General features: G+C 63.2%; 21 protein-coding genes. 12 read left to right on the forward strand and 9 right to left on the reverse strand.

Annotated features, from left to right (window positions below):
• Window positions 1-33 precede the first annotated feature (33 nt).
• Together AC1DUR_RS08540 and AC1DUR_RS08545 are read left to right on the forward strand one after the other, a co-directional pair.
• On the forward strand, window positions 34-309 hold the full coding sequence (locus AC1DUR_RS08540) for a septum formation initiator family protein (protein ID WP_477718471.1): 276 nt from the start codon (window positions 34-36) through the stop codon (window positions 307-309).
• Between the two features lie 144 nt (window positions 310-453).
• Window positions 454-984: a hypothetical protein gene (locus AC1DUR_RS08545; protein WP_477718472.1), complete on the forward strand. Its 531-nt coding sequence runs from the start codon at window positions 454-456 to the stop codon at window positions 982-984.
• A gap of 37 nt (window positions 985-1,021) precedes the next feature.
• Here the strand turns inward: AC1DUR_RS08545 and hslO are convergent, their stop codons facing one another.
• Window positions 1,022-1,996, reverse strand: coding sequence for an Hsp33 family molecular chaperone HslO (hslO, locus tag AC1DUR_RS08550; RefSeq protein WP_477718473.1), 975 nt, complete (start codon window positions 1,994-1,996; stop codon window positions 1,022-1,024).
• Window positions 1,997-2,159: 163 nt separating this feature from the next.
• Entirely contained in the window at window positions 2,160-2,684 is a 525-nt protein-coding gene (locus tag AC1DUR_RS08555) for a gamma carbonic anhydrase family protein (protein WP_477718474.1), read from the reverse strand.
• Window positions 2,685-2,800: 116 nt separating this feature from the next.
• Here AC1DUR_RS08555 and AC1DUR_RS08560 point away from each other — a divergent pair, with 116 nt between their 5' ends.
• On the forward strand, window positions 2,801-3,625 hold the full coding sequence (locus AC1DUR_RS08560; protein ID WP_477718475.1) for a ferritin-like domain-containing protein: 825 nt from the start codon (window positions 2,801-2,803) through the stop codon (window positions 3,623-3,625).
• A 72-nt stretch (window positions 3,626-3,697) separates the two neighbouring features.
• On the forward strand, window positions 3,698-4,963 hold the full coding sequence (locus tag AC1DUR_RS08565; protein WP_477718476.1) for a class I SAM-dependent methyltransferase: 1,266 nt from the start codon (window positions 3,698-3,700) through the stop codon (window positions 4,961-4,963).
• Window positions 4,964-5,004: 41 nt separating this feature from the next.
• Here AC1DUR_RS08565 and xerD read toward each other — a convergent pair whose 3' ends face one another.
• The 4 genes from xerD to AC1DUR_RS08585 all read right to left on the reverse strand — a co-directional run bounded on the left by xerD (window position 5,005) and on the right by AC1DUR_RS08585 (window position 10,293).
• Window positions 5,005-5,907, reverse strand: coding sequence for a site-specific tyrosine recombinase XerD (gene xerD / locus AC1DUR_RS08570; RefSeq protein ID WP_477718477.1), 903 nt, complete (start codon window positions 5,905-5,907; stop codon window positions 5,005-5,007).
• 136 nt (window positions 5,908-6,043) lie between these two features.
• On the reverse strand, window positions 6,044-6,319 hold the full coding sequence (locus tag AC1DUR_RS08575; RefSeq protein WP_477718478.1) for a DUF4242 domain-containing protein: 276 nt from the start codon (window positions 6,317-6,319) through the stop codon (window positions 6,044-6,046).
• 85 nt (window positions 6,320-6,404) lie between these two features.
• Window positions 6,405-9,161, reverse strand: a complete 2,757-nt coding sequence (locus tag AC1DUR_RS08580) for a helix-turn-helix transcriptional regulator (RefSeq protein ID WP_477718479.1) — start codon at window positions 9,159-9,161, stop codon at window positions 6,405-6,407.
• 151 nt (window positions 9,162-9,312) lie between these two features.
• A complete protein-coding gene (locus AC1DUR_RS08585) occupies window positions 9,313-10,293 on the reverse strand; it encodes a tripartite tricarboxylate transporter substrate binding protein BugE (RefSeq protein ID WP_477718480.1) in 981 nt (326 codons plus the stop codon).
• Between the two features lie 120 nt (window positions 10,294-10,413).
• Between AC1DUR_RS08585 and AC1DUR_RS08590 the strand changes: the two genes are divergently transcribed.
• Complete coding sequence (locus AC1DUR_RS08590; RefSeq protein ID WP_477718481.1) at window positions 10,414-11,319, forward strand: AEC family transporter; 906 nt, start codon at window positions 10,414-10,416, stop codon at window positions 11,317-11,319.
• 29 nt (window positions 11,320-11,348) lie between these two features.
• Complete coding sequence (locus tag AC1DUR_RS08595) at window positions 11,349-12,413, forward strand: type VI secretion system contractile sheath domain-containing protein (RefSeq protein WP_477718482.1); 1,065 nt, start codon at window positions 11,349-11,351, stop codon at window positions 12,411-12,413.
• Here AC1DUR_RS08595 and queG read toward each other — a convergent pair.
• Window positions 12,408-13,457 (reverse strand): tRNA epoxyqueuosine(34) reductase QueG, encoded by a 1,050-nt coding sequence (gene queG, locus AC1DUR_RS08600; protein ID WP_477718625.1) that lies wholly within the window; start codon window positions 13,455-13,457, stop codon window positions 12,408-12,410. The genes AC1DUR_RS08595 and queG overlap by 6 nt on opposite strands.
• Window positions 13,458-13,484: 27 nt before the next feature.
• On the opposite strand from queG, the gene tsaE reads away from it, so the two are divergent.
• The 3 genes from tsaE (at window position 13,485) to AC1DUR_RS08615 (ending at window position 15,806) form a co-directional block, all read left to right on the forward strand.
• Window positions 13,485-13,982: a tRNA (adenosine(37)-N6)-threonylcarbamoyltransferase complex ATPase subunit type 1 TsaE gene (tsaE, locus tag AC1DUR_RS08605; protein WP_477718483.1), complete on the forward strand. Its 498-nt coding sequence runs from the start codon at window positions 13,485-13,487 to the stop codon at window positions 13,980-13,982.
• Window positions 13,979-15,394 (forward strand): N-acetylmuramoyl-L-alanine amidase, encoded by a 1,416-nt coding sequence (locus tag AC1DUR_RS08610; protein WP_477718484.1) that lies wholly within the window; start codon window positions 13,979-13,981, stop codon window positions 15,392-15,394. Before tsaE ends, AC1DUR_RS08610 begins: the two co-directional genes overlap by 4 nt.
• Window positions 15,395-15,590: 196 nt before the next feature.
• Window positions 15,591-15,806: a glycine zipper 2TM domain-containing protein gene (locus AC1DUR_RS08615; protein WP_477718485.1), complete on the forward strand. Its 216-nt coding sequence runs from the start codon at window positions 15,591-15,593 to the stop codon at window positions 15,804-15,806.
• Between the two features lie 237 nt (window positions 15,807-16,043).
• Here AC1DUR_RS08615 and AC1DUR_RS08620 read toward each other — a convergent pair whose 3' ends face one another.
• Both AC1DUR_RS08620 and AC1DUR_RS08625 read right to left on the reverse strand, forming a co-directional pair.
• Complete coding sequence (locus AC1DUR_RS08620; protein WP_477718486.1) at window positions 16,044-17,528, reverse strand: PhoX family protein; 1,485 nt, start codon at window positions 17,526-17,528, stop codon at window positions 16,044-16,046.
• A gap of 537 nt (window positions 17,529-18,065) precedes the next feature.
• On the reverse strand, window positions 18,066-19,094 hold the full coding sequence (locus AC1DUR_RS08625) for a PfkB family carbohydrate kinase (RefSeq protein ID WP_477721524.1): 1,029 nt from the start codon (window positions 19,092-19,094) through the stop codon (window positions 18,066-18,068).
• 150 nt (window positions 19,095-19,244) lie between these two features.
• On the opposite strand from AC1DUR_RS08625, the gene AC1DUR_RS08630 reads away from it, so the two are divergent.
• The 3 genes from AC1DUR_RS08630 (at window position 19,245) to AC1DUR_RS08640 (ending at window position 22,122) form a co-directional block, all read left to right on the forward strand.
• Window positions 19,245-20,246, forward strand: a complete 1,002-nt coding sequence (locus tag AC1DUR_RS08630; RefSeq protein WP_477718488.1) for a substrate-binding domain-containing protein — start codon at window positions 19,245-19,247, stop codon at window positions 20,244-20,246.
• 86 nt (window positions 20,247-20,332) lie between these two features.
• Window positions 20,333-21,289: an ABC transporter permease gene (locus tag AC1DUR_RS08635; RefSeq protein ID WP_477718489.1), complete on the forward strand. Its 957-nt coding sequence runs from the start codon at window positions 20,333-20,335 to the stop codon at window positions 21,287-21,289.
• A complete protein-coding gene (locus AC1DUR_RS08640; RefSeq protein ID WP_477718490.1) occupies window positions 21,289-22,122 on the forward strand; it encodes an ATP-binding cassette domain-containing protein in 834 nt (277 codons plus the stop codon). Before AC1DUR_RS08635 ends, AC1DUR_RS08640 begins: the two co-directional genes overlap by 1 nt.

Below are 22,122 nucleotides of genomic sequence, written 5' to 3' on the forward strand. Positions count from 1 at the left end.
TCCACGTCCACTTCCACGGCTTGTGGCTAAACCTTGGCTAATCGCTTCATCCCTGCCATCCTGATTGCGCTGCTGGTGTTGCTCCATGCGCAACTCTGGATTGGTCGGGGTAGCGTTCCAAGTGTGCGCGAGATGCAGCAGCGGCTGGACGAGCAACTCGCCAAAAATGCGCAAGCGCAGGTCAGCAACGATCAACTGGCGGCCGAAGTCAGGGATCTGCGGGAAGGCCTGGAAATGGTCGAGGAAAAAGCACGCGTGGAACTGGGCATGGTCAAGCCCAATGAGATCTTTGTGCAGATCACAAAATAATCACCCGTCAACGCCTTCTGCGAGCGCGGGCGCAACGCCCTTCGGTAGCCCGGGCCGGGTTGAGGTTGCCCCGATTGCCCCACTTGTCCCTCTGTCCCACTTGCTGCCCCGCTTATCCCATTTCCCCCATCATCAGGCGTCACCGTGCTGAAACTTGCGCTGGTCGGGGCACCACACACCGGTAAATCCGCCCTCGCGACCGCCCTGGACGAGGCGCTGAAGACCTCGGCCTGCGCCGCCTCTGCCTGTGTTGTGATCGTCCCCGCGCCCCTGCCTGCCGCCAGCCTGGCCGGCTACGCCCTGGTTCTGCTGATGGGGCTGGAGCCCCCGGTACGCGGGCCCGACATGGGTGATTTGCCAGCCCTCAACGCCCAGATGAATGAAATGAGGGAAGCTGCAGACCAGTCGATTCGCACCGCACTGCTCCAGGCCGGCGTGCCTTACCGGGTGATCTACGGCTCAGCGGAGGAACGCCTCGCCCATGCACTCGCCGCTCTGGAGCCCCTGCTGAAAACGGCCGGCCAGCGCCTGCGACAAAGCCACGGTGCAGCGGGCGGACCGGACAACGCCGGCAAAACCAGGCCCTGGGTATGGGTGTGCGACAAATGCAGCGACCCGCAGTGCGAGCACCGGCTGCTGAGCGATCTGCTGGCCGGGCGCGCACGCCCGGTTTAGGGGCTGCTCAACGCCAGGAGCGCATCCCGGGGTTGCGTTACTGCACTGTCTGGGTGGGTGGTTGCTGCTTGCTCTGGCTCAGGAAGATTTGCGCCGCATCCACGGGGTCAAAGTCGTACTGGGCACCACAAAACTCGCAGCCGACGGCTACCTTGCCGCGCTCTTCAATAATGCTCTCGATCTCTTCCGTACCCAGGCTGCGCAGCATGTTCCCCACACGATCGCGCGAGCAACTGCAGGAAAAGCTGGGCGTTGCCGGCTCAAAGCGGGTCACCTGCTCCTCCCAGAACAGGCGGCGCAAGATGGTGTCGGCATCCAGGCCAAGCAGTTCTTCGCGTTTCAACGTTCCGGCCAGCATGGCGATCCGGTTGTAATCTTCATTGAGACCGATCTGGTCTTCATTAGCGTCCCTGTCAGTCCGGCCCCGGCCCTCCAGGTTGCCCTGCCCTTTCACCGGCAAACGCTGGATCAGCAAGCCGGCAGCAACCTTGCCGTCAGCTGCCAGAATGAGCTTGGTGTCCAGCTGCTCGCTCTGCAGCATGTAATGCTCCAGCACCTCGCCCAGGCTTTCAATCTTTTCACGCCGGTCGCCAAACAGCGGCACCACGCCCTGGTAAGGCTGCTGCCCCGGCAACTTGTCCTTGGGGTCCAGCGTGATGGCGCAACGCCCCTGGTTGTTCACATTGACCAGTTGGCTCAAGGAACTCCCGGCATCCACGCTGCCCGTCACTGTTGCGGTAGCGCGCAGGCTCAGGTCGGGCTGCACTTCCGCCACCGCCAGCTTGACGGGGCCATCGCCAAAAATCTGCAAAATCAGCGCACCATTGAACTTGATATTGCTCTGCATCAGGGCGCCTGCCGCCGTCATTTCGCCCAGCAGGTGCATCACCTCGACCGGATAGCCCCCGGCGGCCTTCCGGCGCGTGAGGATTTCCTGCCAGGAGTCGGTCAGGCGTACCAGCATGCCGCGAACCGGCAGGCCGTCAAAGAGGAATTTATGAAGTTCGGACATTAGGCCCCCACGCTTTTCACTTCGTGTAATGCGCTGCCCCCCGAGGGGGCCGCTGCGCCTGCGGTCTGGCAAAGCCAGTCCCGCGGCCCCTGCTGGGCTGAAGAGCCCCCACGCGTGGTTTGGGAGGGTCGGGTATTTGGGGTAGTCATGCTTTAGGTACCGTTCAGGCCAGTTTCTTGAGTCCGGCCTTGTAACGCCGGGCATTGTCTACATAGTGCTGCGCGATCCTTTTTAAACCCTCGATCTGCTCCGGCGAGAGTTGCCTCACCGCTTTGGCCGGGCTGCCCAGGATCAGGGAGCCATCGGGGAACTCCTTGCCCTCGGTCACCAGCGAACCCGCGCCGACCAGGCAGTTTTTGCCGATTTTCGCGCCATTCAGTACCACCGCCTGGATGCCGATCAGCGTACCATCGCCGACGGTGCAGCCATGCAGCATGACCTGATGACCGACCGAGACGTGGTCGCCAATCGTCAAGGGCACACCCTCGTCAGCGTGCAGGACGCTGTTGTCCTGGATGTTGGTGCCCCGGCCAATCGTGATGTTTTCCGTGTCGCCACGGATCACCACGCCAAACCAGGCGCTGCTACCCTCACCCAGCGTCACCCGGCCGATGACCTGCGCGTTCTCGGCCACCCAGGCTGACTCGTGAATGGTAGGGGCTGAATCGCCCAGCTGGTAAATGGCCATGAAAGTCCTTGAACAGGTGATCGTCGGAAAGGGATTGCCCCGATTGTAAGTAACCACTCGCCCTACTGTCTGCGCCGTCTGCGGCCGCAAACGGCGCTATCGCCGACAATCCAGCCATGATTGCCAAGCCGCCACCCTCCGCAGACCTGCGCCAGCAAGCCCTGCAGGCGCTGCTGGAGCCTGATCCACAGGAAAAAGTGAAGCTTACCCTTGCCATACAAGCGTTTTCAGCTTCACTTTTGGTAGCAAATGAGGCAGATTTACAGGCCCCCGCCGGCCTGCCCGGGCGCCCGGCACGGCCGGAATTGCGCTCCCACCTGGATGTGCCGAAGCGCTCCCCCTTCACCCATGAAGGCTTGGCTGCGCTACTCCATGCGGTGACCCACATCGAATTCAACGCCATCAATCTGGCCCTGGACGCGGCCTGGCGCTTCGGCGGGCTGCCGCCTGCCTATTACCTGGACTGGCTAAAAGTGGCCGGGGAGGAAGCGCAGCACTTCAGCCTGCTGAGCGACCACCTGCAAGCCATGGGCTACCGCTACGGCGACTTCCCCGCCCACACCGGCTTGTGGGACATGACCGAAAAAACCGAAGGCGACGTACTGGCGCGCATGGCGCTGGTGCCGCGCACGCTGGAGGCACGCGGGCTGGACGCCACGCCGCCCATGCAGGCCAAGCTGCGCCGGGTCGGCACGCCCGATGCCTTGCGAGCCGTCGACATCCTGGACATCATCCTGCGCGATGAAATCGGACATGTGGCCATCGGCAACCACTGGTACCGGTTCCTCTGCGCCGAGCGCGGTCTGGACCCGGTCGCCACCTATGCGGTCCTCGCAAAACAATACGGCGCCCCCCGGCTGAAGGGCCCACTCAATCTGGAAGCTCGTCGCGACGCCGGATTTGACGCTGCTGAATTGGCCCTACTGAGCGCAAATGCATGAAGTTAACAGGTTTATATGTGCAAAAAGAGCTAAAGCACGCTAGACTGTAAACGCACCGAAAGGAGTTTGCGCATGATCCGGCACCTGGTTCCAGACATCCAATCGCAAATGACGAGCCTGCCCGCGGACGTCGCCCTCGAATTGCCTCAGGGCCAGCGCCTGGGTTCAGCCAACGCGCCTGTCAAGCTGTCGTTTTCCAACTGGTCCAGCATCGCCCGCCTGAAAGCCGGCCAGATCGGCGCCCTGGCAGAAGAGTATGTCGAGGGCAAACTGCAGCTTGAAGGCGCCATGCGCGATGTCATGCGCGCGGTAACCAAACTCCTGCCGGGCAACCCGGTGGAAAGCGACATGGGCTGGTGGTCCGGCCTGCTGCGGCGGGCCAAGTCCCTGGCGGCCCACACGCCGGCCAGGGATGCAGCGCAAATCCAGTTTCATTACGACGTTTCGGATGCCTTCTACGCGCTCTGGCTGGACCCGCGCCGGGTGTATTCGTGCGCCTACTACCGCGATACCGCCATGACGCTGGCGCAAGCCCAGGAGGCCAAGCTCGACCATATCTGCCGCAAGCTGATGCTCCGGCCCGGCGAGCGTTTCCTGGATATAGGTGCGGGCTGGGGAGCGCTGCTGCTGTGGGCAGCCGAGCATTACGGCGTGGATGCCACCGGCATCACGCTATCGAAAAACCAGCACGCCTACGTGCAGCACCTGATTGAGCAAAAAGGCCTGGGCGGGCGCGTTCGCATGGAACTGCGCGACTACCGTGAAATGCCCGAAGACCAGCCCTTCGACAAAATTTCATCGGTGGGCATGTTTGAGCATGTGGGGCAGGCCAACATGCACGCCTACTTCAGGAAAATCATGCGTCTGCTGGCACCTGGCGGGCTGGTCATGAACCACGGTATCACGGCCGGCGGGCTGGAAAACCATCAGCTCGGCGCCGGCATGGGCGACTTCATTGAAAAATACATCTTTCCCGGCGGCGAGTTGCTGCACGTCAGCGCCGTGCTGGAGCACATGTCCCGCGCCGGACTGGAAATGGTGGACACTGAAAACCTGCGCCCGCACTATGGCCGAACATTGTGGGACTGGTCAGACGCCCTGGAGTCCCGGCTGGACGAAGCGCGCCAGGTGCTCGCCGAAGACGGCGGCGCCGAACGTGCCGAAAAAACCCTGCGCGCCTACCGCCTGTACCTGGCCGGCAGCGCCATGAGTTTCGAGCAGGGCTGGATATCGCTGCACCAGATGCTGGCCACGCGCCCCACGGGCGACATGCGTGAAGCGGGGGTCAAGGGCGCCCAGTCGGTTTACCCCTTCAGCCGCGACTACATGTACCGCTGATGTGGCGCTGACTCCCAACCCACCGTCACCCTTCTTTTCTTTCAACCCCGTGGATGGTGCTGCGCATGCAGCGTCTTCAGGCGTTCCCGGGCCACATGGGTATAAATCGTGGTGGTGGAAATGTCTGCGTGGCCCAACAGCATCTGCACGGCGCGCAGGTCAGCGCCGTGGTTCAGCAAGTGCGTTGCAAATGCGTGGCGCAAGGTGTGCGGCGACAAGGGCGAATGGATGCCCGCCAACTGCGCGTACTTCTTGACCAGCATCCAGAACATCACCCGGCTCATGCCAGAGCCACGGTTGGTGACAAACAGGTCATCGGTCTGCTGACCGCCCAGAATGGCCGGTCGCGCCTCGGCCAGGTACAGCACGATCCATTCGCGCGCCACCTGCCCGAAAGGTACCAGTCGCTCCTTGCTGCCCTTGCCCATGACGCGCAACACGCCTTCATTCAAGCCCACGTGAAAGGTCTTGAGCCCGACCAGTTCGCTGACGCGCAGTCCGCTGGCGTACATCAGCTCCAGCATGGCCCGGTCGCGCTGCCCGAGTGGCGTGCTGTCACTGGGCGCGGCCAGCAGGGCCTCCACCTGGGCTTCGCTCATGACTTTGGGTACCCGCAAGGCCTGTTTGGCGGATTGCAGTTTCAGCGTGGGGTCCACCGTGATCAGGCGCTCACGCAGCGCCCAGCGAAAGTAGCGCTTGAACACCGTCAGGCGCCGGTTGGCCGATGTGGCCTTGGTGGTGGCGTGCCTGGTGGAAAAGTAGCGGTTCAGGTCAGTCTCAACCGTGTCGTCGAGCTTGCGCCCCTTTTGCGCAGGGGCGGCCAGCCAGGCCGCATACAGCGACAGGTCACGCCGGTAGGCCGCCAGCGTATTTTTCGACAAGCCGTCTTCCAGCCACAAGGCGTCGATAAACCCATCAATGCTGGACTGGCTCTGAGATTGCATGCTCCGACGATAACAAAAAGGAAAAACGAAAAAGCCGCCCGAAGGCGGCTTGTCGTGACAATTCCGGCCGGCGTCGGCGATCCGATGATGCAGTACGGGCAGGTGTGAGCGGCTGGATTGTCAGCATGCACGGCCTTCAGCTCCGGTAGAAATACGGATCGAGCACGCTGACCGCTGTGATGCTGCCGACTGGCAGGTTGTTTTTACCCGCCGTTTCGCGGATTGCTTCGGGCGTCGGCCCATCGTAGACGCAAAACGACTTGCGCAAGTCCTGGCTCACGTAGGAGTGGATCCAGGTCACGCCACTCTTGGCGTTGTTCTCGACCACGGTACCGCAGGCTTGTGCGCCCTGATCATTGACCGGGATCCGCAAGCCGTCGGGAAAAGTTCGTTCGACCATGTAGCGTGGCATAGCTGCTCCTTGAATTGAAACGGCGGAAATTCACCGTCGAATTCAGCTTAGGTGTCCGCATCGTCAGCGCCCACGGCGGACTTGCCTAGATTGCCGTCTTGCCTTGCCCATATTGGGACGCGATCCCCGCACGCAGCGCCGCAGCCACGGCTTCGGTGCGCGACGCAACGCCGAGCTTTGTGAAGACAGCCGCCAGATGGTGATCGACGGTCCGTACCGAGCGGCACAGCCGCTCGGCGATTTCCGAGTTCTTCAACCCTTCGCACAACAGCCGCAGGACCTCGATTTCGCGTGCGGTGAGTTGGTGCGGATTCGTCTGTGTTGAGGGTCGCATTCCTCTTGGAAGGCCCCGCAGCCCCGCAGCGCGCAACTGCCGGCGCAACCCGTCCGCTGCCGGGCGTGCACCCAGTTGCTCGAACAGGGTCAACGCCTCGAGTTGGGCAGCGGCGTCACCTTCGCTCAGGGCGCGCGCTTGCTCATAGGGACAGCCCAAGTCCGCCCAGGCAGTCGCTGCCTCACGCCAGTGGCCAGCGATCTGAAGGGAAAAGGGCTCAGCACAGGGCACCGGCGTGACGTCGAGTGCGCCCGCTCGTTTCATCCAATAGGCCAATTCGCCGGTGAACCATGGATGCCGATGGTGGGTGGCGAGAGTCAACGCTGGCTGCGCCTCCTCAGCCACTGCGCGCAAGTCGCCGCGCAGACAGGCCGCTTCGGCGCGGGCCGCGCGTACCGGGGCGATGCGCTGGAGCGTGTCGCTGGCAAGGGCCAGTTCCAATGCCTCATCAAGGGTCTCAGCCACACCGGGGTCACCGCGTCGCGCTCGCAAACGCCCCAGCGCGACGAGGGCCATGATGCGGCTGGTGGTGCGGTGGGTCGTCTGTTGGACGATGTCCTGCGCATGTTCAGCCGCGTCGTCCCAGCGGCCCAGATACATCTCGCACAACGCCAGCCAGGCCGTCGAGTAGTTGCGGTAGAAGTCGATCTCGTGCTGTTGCGCAAAGGAGATGGCCTGGGTGAGGTAGCGCTGCGCCTCACGCAGCCGGAAGACTTCACCGGATCCCGAGCCGAGATTGCTGTAGGTGTTGGCCGCGATGTAGTGCAGTCCGTCGGCAAGCGCCAGGTCCAGCGCGCGTTGCAGGTGCGCGCAGCCGGCGTCGTAATCGATGAACATCGTGGCAGTCCCGAGCGTGCCGACGGCAGCGCCAAGAATTTCGCGATGCCCGAACTGCTCGGCAAGACGGAGAGCTTTACGGCCCCAGGCAACCGAAACCTCGCAGTCCCGATTGAGCATGCGCAATTGGGCTTCCACGCGGTAGGCGCCGGCCAGCTGTACACCGGGCGGCAGCGGCTCGAGCAGCTCAATCGCCTTGCGGCTTGCGGTGTCGGCGTCGGTGTTCCTCAAGGCCAGCACATAGACCAGGGCAAGCTGGCTCAGATTTTCCGCCTCGCCCAGGGTGTTGGCTGCGCGTCGGTGCAACTCGCCCAGGCGCAAACGCGCGGCTATGGCTTCGTTCAACTGGTCGGTCAGCTGGCATTCATGCGCGTAAGCATCGAGCCAGGCGGCGCGTTGGGCCTCGCCGGCTTCCCCTGCGCCTTTCGCGTACTGCAGCGCCGTGCGGTAGTGGGCGGCCGCCTCTCGGTGCGCCCCGCGCTGCTGCGCCTGACGTGCCGCTTCAGGCGCATAGCGCAGCACGGCGGCGCTGTCGCTGCACTGCGTGGCGTGGTGTACCAGGCGCGCCAGCGAGACAAGCTGCTTGTCCTCTCGCACCAGCGCATCCAGGACGTCCGCATGCAGTGCATGTGCAACGGGCTCGGACAGCGATGTTTCGATCGCAACCCGCGCCAGTTCATGACGAAAGCACAGTGCCGAGGCAGCGGTCGTCAGCAATCCGGAATTCAAGCACTCTTCGATCAGGGCGACGTTCGTTCCGAGCAGTGCCTCGACCAGCCATTGCTCGATCTTCGCAGGAACGACGGACGCGAGCTTGACGACAGCCTGTGCGCCCGGACTGAGTCGCGCGAACCTTGCCAGAACCAGATCCTGCACGCTGCGCGGCACGCCGTCGATGCCATGCCTGAGCAGCTCGGTCACGAAAAACGGGTTGCCGTGCGTCGCTGAGTAGATGCCGTCCGGCGACCGCAAGGCGCAGCGGGCGAGGAGTTCGACCGCCGCTGGCGAAAGCCTGGGCAAATCCACCCGGGTCACGAGGCTGCCCGGCAACTCGCCCAGCAAGCGCCGCAGCGGGTGCGCTGGGGTCAACTCGTCGTCTCGATAGGAGATGACCAGCAGGCAGGCGGCACGATCGACCCGCCGGCCGAGGAACTTGAGGAGATCCAGCGTGGCGTCGTCCGCCCAATGCGCGTCCTCGATCACGACCAATGTCGGGCGACGGCTCTGCTGGAGCTCCGTGAGCACGGCTTCGAACAGCGCTGCGCGGCTGCCGTCGCCACCCAGCAGCGGGCGAAACCTGACCTCCGAGGAGCGCGCAATATCCTGCAGCGGGGCAAGCGGATGCGGGGTCTGCAGCGCGTCGCAGGCGCCCCACCACAAATTGGCTTCTCCGCGTCTTTCGGCCAGCGCATTGAGCAGGCTGGTCTTGCCTATGCCAGCCTCGCCGGCGATCAGGGCGGTGTGGCCGGTGCCGCGCGCGACGGAATGCATACGGTCTTCAAGCGCCTGCAATACGGCATCGCGCTCAACGAGTTCAATCGACCGATTCCCTGGAGAATGCGGTGATCGGGGATCATGAGGTGTAAATGGTGTAAATACCACGGATCGCCATAGTACGCCTCTCTTTGCGATTGCCGCGAGCGTCGATTCCGCCAGCTTGATCAGCCCCATCAACCAGGCCCGGATTTCCCGGTTTATGAAGCCGCCGCTGCGGCTGGGCGCACAGGCTGGAAATGGATTTCCTGCGGGCTGGGGGGCGCCAAAATGCCAAAATGAAAAAGCCGCCCGGAGGCGGCTTGCGGTTGATGGCTCAAGGGCCGGCTCAGTCCAGCTTGAGCTTGGCCGTATCGACCACTTTTTTATACACCTCGTACTCGGCCTTGATTTGCGCCGCAAACTGCTCGGGTGTGTTGGCAATGACCAGCGAGCCGGTGTCTTCAATGCGCTTGCGAACGGCCGGATCTTCCAGCGCCTTCTTCACGCCGGCGCTGACCTTGTCAATCACTTCTTTCGGCAGGCCCTTGGGTCCCACAATGCCGTAGTAGGCCATGCGGTTCACCGGCTCCAGCCCCACCTCCTTGAAGGTCGGCACATCGGGCAACACGGCCAGGCGCTGCGGTGCGGCCACCACGATCGGAATCAGGCGCTTTTGCTGGATGAATGGCAAGGCCGAAGGAATGTTGTCAAAAATGATGGGCACCTGGCCCGCCACCGTATCGTTCAAAGCCGGCCCCGCGCCGCGGTACGGAATGTGCGTCACAAACGTGCCGCTCAGGCTTTTGTACAGCTCCATCTGCAGGTGGCCAATGCCGCCCGTACCGGATGATGCAAACGAGTATTTTCCGGGGTTCTTCTTGAGTTCCGCTATAAATTCCTTGTAGTTCTTCGCGGGAAAGCTGGGGTGCACCGCAATGATGTTGGGGGTGGCGGCGATGTTGATGATGGGCGTGAAGTCCGTCAGCGGGTTGTAGGGGACTTTGGGGTTGATGGCCGGGTTGGCTGCGGTGGTGGACACCGTGGCCACGCCGAGCGAATAGCCATCGGGCACGGCGCGGGCTGTTTCAGTGGCGCCGATCACGCCGCCGCCGCCCGCCTTGTTCTCGACGATGACGGTCTGGCCCAGCGCCTTGCCCAGTGGCTCGGCAATCACACGCCCCACGATGTCGGTGGTGCCGCCCGGTGCAAACGGCACCTGCAGCTTGATGACCTTGTTGGGATACGCCTGCGACCATGCGGGGCCTGCCGTGACGGCCAGGGTAAGCGCATAAACAGCAGACAAGGCAAACAGATAACGACGTTGCATGGTGAAGTCCTTCAAAATCAAAACAGCTGGAATGGTATACGCAAGCCACGTGCCTGCCTGCTGTGGATTACGCATAAGGGCAAACCCGAACACCGCAGGCTTTGCGGTTATTCTCGGCGGGTGAACTACGCGCAACTTCTTTTTCCCGACTTTTCCCTGATTGTTTGTGGTTACCTGGTCTGCCGCTACACCGCGCTCAACCGCAAGGTGTGGGAGCAGGTGGAGAGCCTGGTCTATTACTTTCTGTTTCCGGTGTTGCTGTTCCAGTCGATCGTCAAAAGCCCGCTGGATCTGGGAGCCGCCTCCAGCCTGATCGGCGCGGGCCTGCTGCTGGGGCTGTCCGGCATTGCAATGGCCTACAGCCTGCCTTACCTCCCCTGGCTGGGCCGGCGTATAGACCCGCGCGAGCACGCGGGCAGCGCCCAGGTTGCCTTTCGCTTCAATTCCTTTATTGGCCTGGCCCTGGCAGACCGGCTGGCCGGTAGTGAGGGCCAGCAGCTCATCGCCGTGCTGATTGGCGTTTGCGTGCCGCTATTCAACGTGGCCGCGGTCTGGCCCATGGTGAGGCACGCCCGGCGCGGCTTCCTGCGCGAGCTGGTGCGCAATCCCCTGATCGTGGCCACTGCCACCGCCCTCGTGGCCAACCTGCTGGGCTTCACCCTGCCCATCTGGCTGGAGCCCACGGTCACGCGCATTGGCGCCGCATCACTGGCCCTGGGCCTGCTGGCGGCCGGCGCGGGCATGCAGTTTGCCCACCTGTCGCAAGCCAAGACACTGGCGGTCGCGGTGCTGTCGATACGCCATCTGCTGCTGCCGCTGGTAGCCCTGGGCCTGACGAAAGCCTGGGGGCTGTCGGCCGCGCAGAGCACCGTCCTGCTCGCGTTTTCCGCGCTGCCGACGGCCTCCAGCGCCTACGTGCTGGCGGCGCGCATGGGCTACAACGGCGGTTATGTGGCCGGCCTGGTGACCTTGTCGACCATGCTGGGCGTCGTGAGTTTGCCGTTTGCGCTGGGCGTGCTGCGCTAGGCGTAACACCCCTTCAGACAATGCAGTCCATGAATGCCCCCCTGCCACCACCGCGCGTCAAAATCACGCCGGACATGGAAACGGCCGGTACGCTACGGCCACTGGAGCTGCCTTTCGTGGTGGTGCTCCTTGCCGACCTGTCAGAGGGCCACTCGGACACGACGGCAACCGTCGACTACGCATCACGGTCCATGGCAGGCATCGACCGGGACAGCTTTTGCGAGTTCATGCGCGACAAGGCACCACGGCTTGCGCGTTCGGGCATCACATGGAAGGCGCTGGCCAATCTGGTGCTCAACGTAAAGACCAGCCCCGCGTTGTCGCTTCTGCTGCTGGACACCAGCAAACCGGAACTTTTGCAGGATCTGGGCCGCACGGGATTCATCGGTGACAGCCTTTTATTCAAGCGGATTCACCAAACCCAGTCGGGCACGTACGGGGGCCAACCCGCCAGCCTGTTGGTCAGCCTGCATGAATTCGGCAACGGTGCGGACGACCTTGTGCTGCTGTCGCGCCTGGCCCGGCTGGCGGCACAAACCCACACACCGCTGATTGCGCAGTCACCGTCCGCGCTGGCCAAAGAACCCGTTCGGCTGGGCTGCGAAGAAACGCGCTTCATTGCCCTGGTGAGGCCAAGACCGGCGGACGGCCACGCAGCTTGCTGGCTGACCGCGCTTGTTGCCAATGCCTTTTCGGTGCATGGCTGGCCTGTGGCACTCCAGGAAACCTCCCAGCTCAACCTTCTGGAGACACAACCCACGCAGCTGCCGCCGGGAGCCTCGCTGCCGCACCTGCTGGCTGCAACATGTTTTGCCCGGCATGTTCAGGCCATCCTGCGGCACAAAATCGGCAGCTTTCTGACCCGCAGCAACGTCGAAGCGTTTTTGCAAACCTGGCTTTCGCAATACGTGCTGCTGGACGACGACGCGCCACAGCAGGTCTGGGCCAGCATACCCTTGCAAGAGGCGCGCATTGTGCTGACCGACATGCCGGGCCATCCCGGCTCGTATCAAGCCACCTTGTTCATACGTCCCCGCTACGGGCTAACACCTCTTGCAGAGCCCATCCAGTTGCACATCACGCTGGCGTCATAGCGGGGCGAGCGCCCAGGCCACATGTTCACGCACCAACGCGCTGGGATGGTCTACACGGCTTTGGAGACCGCTCCGAATGGCTGTGGCGCCCGCATTCGCATGCAGCGCATTGCCCATGGCCACCGCCACATTGCGCAGCCAGCGCTCGTGCCCGATCCGCCGGATGACGCTGCCTTCGGTAAAGCGCAAGAATTCTTCCTCGGTCCAGGAAAACAGGGTCACAAGCTGCTGCCCCGTCAAACCCTGGCGCTCGTCAAAATCAGGCAGGGCGCTGCGTTGCGCGAACTTGTTCCAGGGGCAAATCAGCTGGCAATCGTCGCAGCCGTAGATGCGGTTACCCATCAAGGGGCGCAGTTCCAGCGGAATGGATCCGGCGTGTTCTATGGTCAGGTAGGAAATGCAGCGCCGGGCGTCGAGCTTGTACGGCGCAATGATGGCCCGCGTGGGGCAGATGTCGATGCAGGCGCTGCAGGTGCCGCAATGCGGTGCGACCGGTGCGCTGGGCGGCAGTGCCAGGTCCACATAGATTTCGCCAAGAAAAAACATCGAGCCCGCCTCGCGGTTGAGCAGCAGTGTGTGCTTGCCGCGCCAGCCCTGGCCGCTGCGGGCAGCCAGCTCAGCCTCCAGTACCGGCGCCGAGTCAGTGAAGGCGCGGTGGCCGAGTTTTTCGACGTGCGCGGCAATCCGCTCGCCGAGTTTTTGCAGGCGGGCACGCATGATCTTGTGGTAGTCGCGGCCCCGGGCATACACCGAGACGATACCTTCGGTGGGCCGCCCGAGCCGGCTGAACTCGATGGCCTGCCATTCACCCGGCACCGCCGACGTGGCGGCCGGTAAATAATCCATGCGTGCCGTGATGACGCTCACGGTACCGGGAATCAGTTCAGCCGGCCGCGCCCGTTTCAGCCCGTGCGCTTGCATGTAATGCATGTCACCATGAAAGCCTGCGGCCAGCCAGGCTGATAATCCAGGTTCCGCTGATGACAAATCGACACCGGCCACGCCAATTTGCGAAAATCCAAGCTCGCGCGCCCAAGTCTGAATTTGATTTACAAATTGATGATTGAATTGATGACTGTTCAGGTCCACCCGCTGATTGTAAAAAACATTGTCTGGCAGGACGAGGCCGCAACCCTTGTCTTTGCGCAGGCATTGGCGCGGCAACCGGCGATCGGGCAGGCGCTGATTGAGCTGCAAGGCGACCTCGGGGCAGGCAAAACCACGTTTGTGCGCCACCTGCTGGGGGCCCTCGGTGTCAAGGGCCGCATCAAAAGCCCCACCTATGCCGTGGTGGAGCCCTACACCTTGCCCTCTTCCGGCATGAATCCCTCGGGCCTGTCGATCTGGCACTTTGACTTTTACCGCTTCAATGATCCGCGGGAATGGGAAGAAGCCGGTTTCCGCGACATCTTTGCCAGCCCCGGGCTCAAGCTGGTCGAGTGGCCCGAGAAAGCGGGCGTCCATTTGCCGCCGCCCGACCTGCTGCTCAAGATGGAGGTGCTGAGTGACACGTCCCGTTCAGTCACAGCGACAGCTCACAGCGCCATCGGCGCAAAACTGCTGGCATGATGAATAAAAGCGGTCGCCACTTCAACCGGCGCAGCGCCTTGCAGCTGGGCGGCGTGGTTTTGTTGCTGGGCGCGCAGCACATCGCCCGCGGCGCCACCATCGTCGCCGTGCGCGTCTGGCCGGCCAAAGACTACACCCGGGTCACCATCGAGTCCGACGGTGAAATCAAGGCCCGGCAGTTCTTTGTGGCCGAGCCGCCGCGCCTGGCCGTTGACATTGAAGGCATAGACCTGATTCCGGCCCTGCGCGAGCTGGTGGCCAAGGTGAAATCGGACGACCCCAATATTTCAGGAATTCGTGTCGGACAAAACGCACCAGGCGTGGTGCGGCTGGTGATTGACCTGAAGCAGGCCATGCTGCCGCAGGTCTTCACGCTGCCGCCCGTGGCGGCTTACCAGCACCGGCTGGTGCTGGACCTGTACCCGGCGCAGGCCATCGACCCACTGGAGGCCCTGATCGCCGAGCGACTGGCCGACAAACAGGCCGGCGCCGGCTCATCCACGAGCGCAGCCCCCGACCCGCTGGGCGAGTTGATCGCCCGTCAGACCGGACGAGCCCCATCGGGCGCAGTGGCCGGTGGCGACAAGCCATCGGGCAGCCCACCGCTGGCTGGCTCTGCAGACGACCGCTTGCCCTTGCCCGCCGCCCGGCCGCCTGGCGACATGGCGGCCGCTGGCAAGGGGCGGACCGAAGGCAAGACAGACCGGCTCGTCATCGTGGCGCTGGACCCGGGACATGGCGGCGAGGACCCCGGCGCGGTCGGGCCCGGCGGCACGCGCGAGAAAGATGTGGTGCTGCAAATCGCGCATCGCCTGCGCGACCGCATCAACCAGCAACCGAACATGCGCGCCTACCTCACGCGCGATGCCGATTTTTTTGTGCCGCTGCACATCCGCGTGCAAAAAGCGCGCCGCGTGCAGGCCGATCTTTTCATCAGCATCCATGCGGACGCCTTCTTTACCGCCCGCCCGCAAGGCGCCAGCGTGTTTGCCTTGAGTGACAAGGGCGCCTCCAGCAGCGCCGCGCGCTGGCTGGCCGAGAAGGAAAATTCCGCCGACCTCGTGGGCGGCGTCAATGTGAAGGCCCGGGACGTGCAGGTCCAGAAGGCCCTGCTGGACATGAGCACCACCGCGCAGATCAATGACAGCCTCAAGCTGGGCAGCGCCATGCTGGGCGAGATCGGCCATGTCGGCAGGCTGCACAAGCCGCGGGTCGAGCAAGCCGGTTTCGCGGTGCTCAAGGCGCCCGACATTCCCAGCGTGCTGGTAGAAACCGCCTTCATCAGCAATCCGGAGGAAGAAGCCCGGCTGCGCAGCGATGACTACCAGATCCAGCTCGCGGATGCGCTGATGCGCGGCATCAGCCGCTACTTTGCCAGGAACCCGCCACTGGCGCGGAGTCGCGCGCTGTAATCCGTCCCCACAGACGACCTGGCCGGGGGTTTGTGCAGTCCCAACCGACAGCCAGCGACGCCCCTCTCCTACAGCTCCAGACCCTTCGCCGCCCTACATTGAAGGTACAGGCAAACGCCAAGGCAAAGCAAAGCAACGTGAAGAGACATGGATGTCGGTCGTGAAAGAGCCTGAAACTCTTAACAAAGGTATCTCTATGAATGCGAAACTCTTGATGTCGGCGGTAGCGGCTTGCCTGATTGCCCTGACCGGTTGCGGAACCAATCCCACCAATGCCCAAATCGGTACCGCCACGGGTGCAGTCATTGGCGGCGTAGCCGGCAGTGCCGTGACCGGCGGAAGCACGATCGGAACAGTGGGCGGCGCTGCCGCAGGTGCGTTGATCGGTAACGAGATCGGCAAAAACCGCTAAATAACAAGCCGTTGCCCTGTTGACGCGCTGTTGCGGGGTAAGCCGGCCCGCCTGCAAGCACCTGATGAACGGGGCAGATGGGCGGGCCAGTTCAGAGCGGATGGATCAGCGGGTTGAGGATCCTCTCGCTGCCATATACACAAAAGACACAAAGACAAGACCCAAAGACACAAAGACACAAAGGCGGCTCCTGAATTTCAGCGAGTCGCCTTCTTCTTGTTTGCCAATCGACCAGCTTTACAGCGTGCCGCGCGCCCATGGTCCCCAGATCGCAAAGGTAATACCCGGTGTCTGGATGTTGACGAACAGCGTCTGTCCCTTGGCATCGAAACAGGCGCCTGCGAATTCGCGATCGCGGTAGTCTTCCGGCACAACTTTCTTGCCGGAGCTGGTGATGTCCTGCGGCGTCAGGATGACATTGTTTTTCGCAAAAATGTAGCTTGCGCCGTTTGACATCAGGCCCATCAGACGATCGCCGAATCCGAACTCGTCCGCCACGCCACCACCGTCTTCGCACAACAGCACGCCGCCGCGAGGGCTGACGGTGATGTTGTCGGGGTTGTTGCCCGCAATAGCACTGCCGGACACGAAAACCGCCTTCAAACGCATCGTCGCCAGATCGAGCTCCCACACTGCACCCTCACCGCGTCCTGGCCGGCCGCCGGCATCCCTGCCCGTCGAGGTATCGACGAAATACATCTTGCGGTTGAAGTACCACGCACCTTCGCCGCGGCTCATACGCAGCGCGCCCTGGTCCCAGGCCTGCACAAAGGGGCCGGCAGCGAGGCCGGACGCATCCGGCACAAGGTACACCTGCGGGTCGGCGTCCGGATACTGGATGTTGACCCATTCCAGCTCGTACGTGTCACCCAGCGTTGCAACAATCAGGCTCGTTTTTGGTTGGCCTTTGACGCGCGCCGCCTGCAAAGTGCCGCCCTGCGCCAGAGCCCCCGGCTGCATGCTGGTATTGCGCGGGATAAAACGATACAGGCCCGACTTGTTGCGGTCATCCTGCGTCAGGTAAACAATGCTGGTGGCGGGATCGACTGCGACCGCTTCATGGCTGAAACGGCCCATTTCAACAATCGGCTGGCCTGTTGTCTGTGACGGGTCGGCTGTGACTTCGAAAACATAGCCGTGCTTTCTTCCGCCCACTGAAGTACGGTCCGCGATGGTTTCCTCGCAGGTCAGCCAGGTGCCCCATGGCGTGACGCCACCGGCACAGTTGACCAGCGTACCGCCAAGGCTCGGCACGGTGAGGGCCGGTTCCGAGGTGCCGTGCCGGAAAGTGATGTTGGTGGTTCCGCCTTGAACCTGGCTGCGGTCATACTGCGCGCCCGCACCGATGACTTCTGCGCCCTCACCCAGCTCGTGATTACGGATCAGCACGATTTCGGGGCCCTTTGGCCCGTTACGTTCTGCGACGACAGCCATACCGTCATGGCCGCGTGGCGTCGGCTGCCCGTTGGCCATCAGATCACCCGTCCATGACAGGCTGCGATAGCTGAATCCGGCGGGAAGCTGGAGCAGTTCCAACCCGGTACTCAGGTCCCTGCTTGGACGAATCGGACCATAAGGGCCGACGATCGATGATGGCGCTGGCTGCGCGGCGTCGGCGCGTTGTGCTGCAAAGGCCTGCAGCGTTGCGACGAACGGGATAGCGACAGCGGCCGTGCCGCCCTTCAAAAGACTGCGACGCGACGCATTGATGGTGTCTTCCATACGTTTCTCTCCGGGGTGTTTTTGGGACAATTCCCGATTCGATAAAAACACAGGCAGATGAAGTTGCTGTGACAGCATTGGCACCTCGCTGGCACCTCTTGTCAATGAAAGATCAACGCAAGATCAACGGAAGCACCCTGGCGCAATTGACAGTCACAATCGCTAAACGGACCACCGACGGACGACGGGATCGCGGCATCTGACCGTAGCGCTGCCCGCGAACCACCCCATTGATGAAAATCCCGTCATAGGGACATTGCCCGGGTTGACGCGCCCGGGTTATTTCTCACCCGCAGGCAAGGCCGGATTCACACAGGATTGCCGGAAACTTCAGCTTGCCGCACTGGCGTTGCGTCTGGCTTTCCACGCGCCATACAACACAAACAAGCCCGGAATCAAAATCATGGCCCAGATGATCTTGCCAGGTGCGTCTTCACAAACGGCACATTACCGAAAAAATAACCCGCCGTGACAATGGCGCCCACGCAGAGCGCCCCTCCCGCGATGTCGTACAGCGTGAATTCGCGGCGCGGCACATCAGGACCAGGCGCCGGGTAAGCCAAACGCGCAGGGCGCCTGCTTGACCCTGGCCTGCACTTGTACCCGTGTCGGCGGTACACAGCCGCGGCGCATGACGCAAAGGCTGGCGCTGGCAAGGGCATGCGCGAGCAGCCTGCGGCCCGCCGCGTCGTCCAGCGGCGCCCGCACAGCGGCAGCCGCAGCCAAGCCTCGCCCCATCTCATCTGGCGTTAGCAATGCGGCCAGCATGCCGGCTAGAAAGCAGTCGCCGGCACCCACGGTATCGACCACCTCCAGCGGTCGGGATTCGCGCGCCCGCCACTGCTGGCCGTCGCGCGTGAGCAGGCAGGCGCCCTGCGCACCGAGCGTCAGCACCAGCAGGCGGGCCGACGTCGCGTCCAGCAGGTGCTGGGCGCGCGCCAGCGCATCTCCTCCTGGCGTTGCGAGGTGCTCAAGGTCTTCGTCGCTGACCTTGAGCACGTCGGCCTGCTGCATCACGGCCTGGACATGGCGCCGGTACGCCTCCAGGTCCGGCATCACCGAGGGGCGCAGGTTGGCATCCACCACCACCAGCGTGCCCGCTTCACGCTGCGTGCGCAGCCAAGGCAGGTAGTGCTGGGCATCCTCCGGCGCCAGCGCCAGCGCCCCGGTGCAGACCATCTGCAGCGCCGGCGCTTGCCGGCACGACTGGATCAGCCGTTCCGCCGAGATCGCACGGTCCGCCACACCCTCACGGTAAAAGGCATAGTCGGGGTGACCCTTGTCGTCCACCCCCACCAGCGCCAGCGAGGTGCTTTGCATCACCGGCTGCGGATGGGCCAGCTGCACGCCGTCGCTGACGAGGGCCGCCGCCAGTTGGCGGCCGAAGCGGTCTCCCGACAGGGGGTTGAGGTAAAGCGTGCCAATGTCCTGTCTGGCCAGCGCCCGCGTCAGGTTGAAGACCGCGCCGCCAATGCAGGGCTCGTAGCGCCCGTCGGGCTGCAGGATCAAATCGATGAGCGCTTCGCCGGCCGTGGCCACCTGCGGAGTTTTATCAGGGTTTTCCATAATTAGAGGGTTTTCCATAACTAAAACAACTTGATTTAGTAACTACAGCGCCACTATAGTTCCCTCAAGCCCATTGGTAATGGGTACTTTCCCCCGGTCGCAAGCCCTGACCCCGACCATAGACATCAAATCAAGCCGGAGACAACTCGCATGAAACCAGCCATCGCCCGTACCGCCACCCGTCTCGCGCTGTCCAGCCTCGCGCTGGTCGCAGCCTCCGCATTCGCTGCGGGCGAGCCGGTGATCGGACTGATCACCAAAACCGAAACCAATCCCTTCTTTGTCAAAATGAAAGAAGGGGCCGAGGCCGAGGCCAAAAAACTCGGTGCCAAGCTGCTGACCGCGGCCGGAAAATCCGACGGCGACACCGCAGGCCAGATCACCGCCCTTGAAAACATGGCAGCTGCCGGTGCCAAGACCATTTTGATCACCGCCAGTGGCGATGCCATCGCCCCCACCGTCAAGAAACTGCAGGCCAAGGGCGTGCAGGTGATCGCGCTGGACAGCCCCTTTGCCGGCGCCGACGCGCTGTTTGCCACCGACAACTACCAGGCCGGCGTCCTGGTGGGTCAGTACGCCAGGGCGGCACTGGCCGGAAAACCCGCCCGGATTGTCACGCTCGACCTGCTGCCCGGCCATCCGGTGGGCGCGCAGCGGCACAACGGCTTCATGAAGGGTTTTGGCCTGCCCGCGGCAGACGCCAAGTCCAACGAACTGTCGCGGGACCCTGCCGTGGTGTGCATGGCCGACAGCTTTGGCGACCGGGCCAAGAGCCAGACCGCGATGGAAAACTGCCTGCAGAAAAATCCCGACATCAACGTGGTCTACACCATCAACGAGCCCGCCGCTGCTGGCGCGTTCAACGCACTGAAGAAGGCCGGCAAGGAAAAAGGCGTGCTGATCCTGTCCGTTGACGGCGGCTGCCAGGGCATCAAGGACCTGGCGGCCGGCATGATCACCGCCACCTCGCAGCAATACCCGCTGAAGATGGCGGCACTGGGCGTGGAGGCGGGCGTGAAATACGCCAAGGGCGGCCAGAAGTCCTCGGGCTACACCGACACCGGCGTCACCCTGATCGCGGCCAGGCCGGTCAGCGGCGTGGACAGCAAGGACATCAAGACGGGCATGGACCTTTGCTGGGGCGCCAAATGACCCGGCAATTGCCCGAAGCAGATCTTGGGTTGGCGGGACCGCCTGAGCGCACCCCCGTTCCTTCCATCACTTCGAGGGGCTCACCGATGAATTCAACTTCACGCCACATCCCGTGGGGGGCTCTCGGCCCCTGGCTGGCCCTGCTGGCCACCTGCATCTTTTTTACCACCCAGTCAGACCGCTTCCTGACCGGTGAAAACCTGTCCCTGGTGCTGCAGCAGGTGATGGTTGTGGGCATCCTGGCCATCGGCCAGACCCTGATCATCCTGACTGCCGGCATCGACTTGTCCTGCGGCATGGTCATGGCACTGGGCAGCATGATCATGACCAAGTTCGCGGTGAACTACGGCATCAACCCCTATCTGGCCATTGTCTGCGGGCTGGCGGTCACCACCGGCTTTGGACTCATCAACGGCCTGCTGGTCACCCGCGTCAAGCTGCCCCCTTTCATCGTGACGCTGGGCACCCTGAACATCGCGTTTGCCATCACCCAGATTTACTCCAACGCGCAAATCATTTCCAATCTCCCGGATGAAATGACCGCCCTGGGCAACACCTTCAGCCTGGGCAGCACCGAAGTCAGTCTCGGGACGGTCACGATGATTGCCCTGTACGCCCTCGCATGGTTCGTGCTGCGGGACACCGCACCGGGCCGCCACCTGTACGCCGTGGGCAACAACGCTGAAGCCGCGCGCCTGACCGGCATCCGGGTCGACCGCGTGCTGGTGACCGTGTATGCGCTGGCGGGGTTTTTTTACGGCATCGCCGCCCTGTTGTCGGTCGCGCGCACCGGCGTGGGCGACCCCAACGCCGGGCAGACCGAAAACCTGGATGCCATCACCGCCGTGGTGCTGGGCGGCACCAGCCTGTTTGGCGGGCGCGGCATCATCCTGGGCTCGCTGGTGGGTGCGGTGATTGTGGGCGTGTTCCGCAATGGCCTGACGCTGATGGGCGTCGCCTCCGTTTATCAAACGCTGATCACCGGCATCCTGGTGATCCTTGCAGTTGCTGCTGACCAAATGTCGCGCAAGGGGCCCCGCTGATGAATACCACCACATCACCCAACCAATTCACCAGCCATTCACCCGACGCCTCCGCGCCCCTGGTGATGCAGGCCAAGGGACTGGTCAAGCGCTACGGCCAGGTGACTGCACTGGACGGCACCGACTTTGAGCTGCGCGCCGGTGAAATCCTGGCGGTGATCGGCGACAACGGCGCCGGCAAGTCCTCCCTGATCAAGGCCTTGTCGGGGGCGACCGTGCCCGATGAAGGCGAGTTGCTGCTGGACGGCAAACCGGTGCGCTTCAAGTCCCCCATCGATGCACGCCGGGCCGGCATAGAGACCGTCTACCAGGACCTGGCCGTTGCCCCGGCCATGAGCATTGCCGAAAACCTGTTCCTCGGCCGCGAGCTCATCAAGACCAAAGGCCTTGGCAAGCTGCTGCACCTGCTCGACAAGAAGCAGATGCTGGAGCAGGCCATTGCCCGCATGCAGGAGCTCAAGGTCGGAATTCGCTCGATGACGCAAGCGGTCGAGACACTCTCCGGCGGCCAGCGCCAGTGCGTGGCCGTGGCGCGCGCCGCTGCCTTCGCGCAGCATGTGGTGATCATGGACGAGCCCACGGCCGCGCTGGGCGTGAAGGAAGGCAACATGGTGCTGCAGCTGATTCGCCGCGTGCGCGACAAGGGCCTGCCCGTGATCCTGATCAGCCACAACATGCCGCATGTATTCGAGGTGGCGGACCGCATCCATATCCAGCGCCTGGGCCGGCGTGCGGCCGTCGTCAACCCCAAAACCATCAGCATGAGCGATACCGTCGCCGTGATGACCGGCGCCAAGACGGCCGAAGAACTACCGCAGGCCGCGCTGGCCTGA

The sequence above is a fragment of the Polaromonas sp. P4_F4 genome, assembly GCF_056401355.1.

Bases quoted from the DNA above. Each gene is read 5' to 3' on its own strand.
- hslO (WP_477718473.1), bottom strand. From the start codon at position 1,996: ATGTCCGAACTTCATAAATTCCTCTTTGACGGCCTGCCGGTTCGCGGC.
- AC1DUR_RS08555 (WP_477718474.1), bottom strand. From the start codon at position 2,684: ATGGCCATTTACCAGCTGGGCGATTCAGCCCCTACCATTCACGAGTCA.
- AC1DUR_RS08560 (WP_477718475.1), top strand. From the start codon at position 2,801: ATGATTGCCAAGCCGCCACCCTCCGCAGACCTGCGCCAGCAAGCCCTG.
- AC1DUR_RS08565 (WP_477718476.1), top strand. From the start codon at position 3,698: ATGATCCGGCACCTGGTTCCAGACATCCAATCGCAAATGACGAGCCTG.
- xerD (WP_477718477.1), bottom strand. From the start codon at position 5,907: ATGCAATCTCAGAGCCAGTCCAGCATTGATGGGTTTATCGACGCCTTG.
- AC1DUR_RS08575 (WP_477718478.1), bottom strand. From the start codon at position 6,319: ATGCCACGCTACATGGTCGAACGAACTTTTCCCGACGGCTTGCGGATC.
- AC1DUR_RS08580 (WP_477718479.1), bottom strand. From the start codon at position 9,161: ATGGGGCTGATCAAGCTGGCGGAATCGACGCTCGCGGCAATCGCAAAG.
- AC1DUR_RS08585 (WP_477718480.1), bottom strand. From the start codon at position 10,293: ATGCAACGTCGTTATCTGTTTGCCTTGTCTGCTGTTTATGCGCTTACC.
- AC1DUR_RS08595 (WP_477718482.1), top strand. From the start codon at position 11,349: ATGAATGCCCCCCTGCCACCACCGCGCGTCAAAATCACGCCGGACATG.
- tsaE (WP_477718483.1), top strand. From the start codon at position 13,485: ATGACTGTTCAGGTCCACCCGCTGATTGTAAAAAACATTGTCTGGCAG.
- AC1DUR_RS08610 (WP_477718484.1), top strand. From the start codon at position 13,979: ATGATGAATAAAAGCGGTCGCCACTTCAACCGGCGCAGCGCCTTGCAG.
- AC1DUR_RS08615 (WP_477718485.1), top strand. From the start codon at position 15,591: ATGAATGCGAAACTCTTGATGTCGGCGGTAGCGGCTTGCCTGATTGCC.
- AC1DUR_RS08620 (WP_477718486.1), bottom strand. From the start codon at position 17,528: ATGGAAGACACCATCAATGCGTCGCGTCGCAGTCTTTTGAAGGGCGGC.
- AC1DUR_RS08625 (WP_477721524.1), bottom strand. From the start codon at position 19,094: ATGGAAAACCCTGATAAAACTCCGCAGGTGGCCACGGCCGGCGAAGCG.
- AC1DUR_RS08630 (WP_477718488.1), top strand. From the start codon at position 19,245: ATGAAACCAGCCATCGCCCGTACCGCCACCCGTCTCGCGCTGTCCAGC.
- AC1DUR_RS08635 (WP_477718489.1), top strand. From the start codon at position 20,333: ATGAATTCAACTTCACGCCACATCCCGTGGGGGGCTCTCGGCCCCTGG.
- AC1DUR_RS08640 (WP_477718490.1), top strand. From the start codon at position 21,289: ATGAATACCACCACATCACCCAACCAATTCACCAGCCATTCACCCGAC.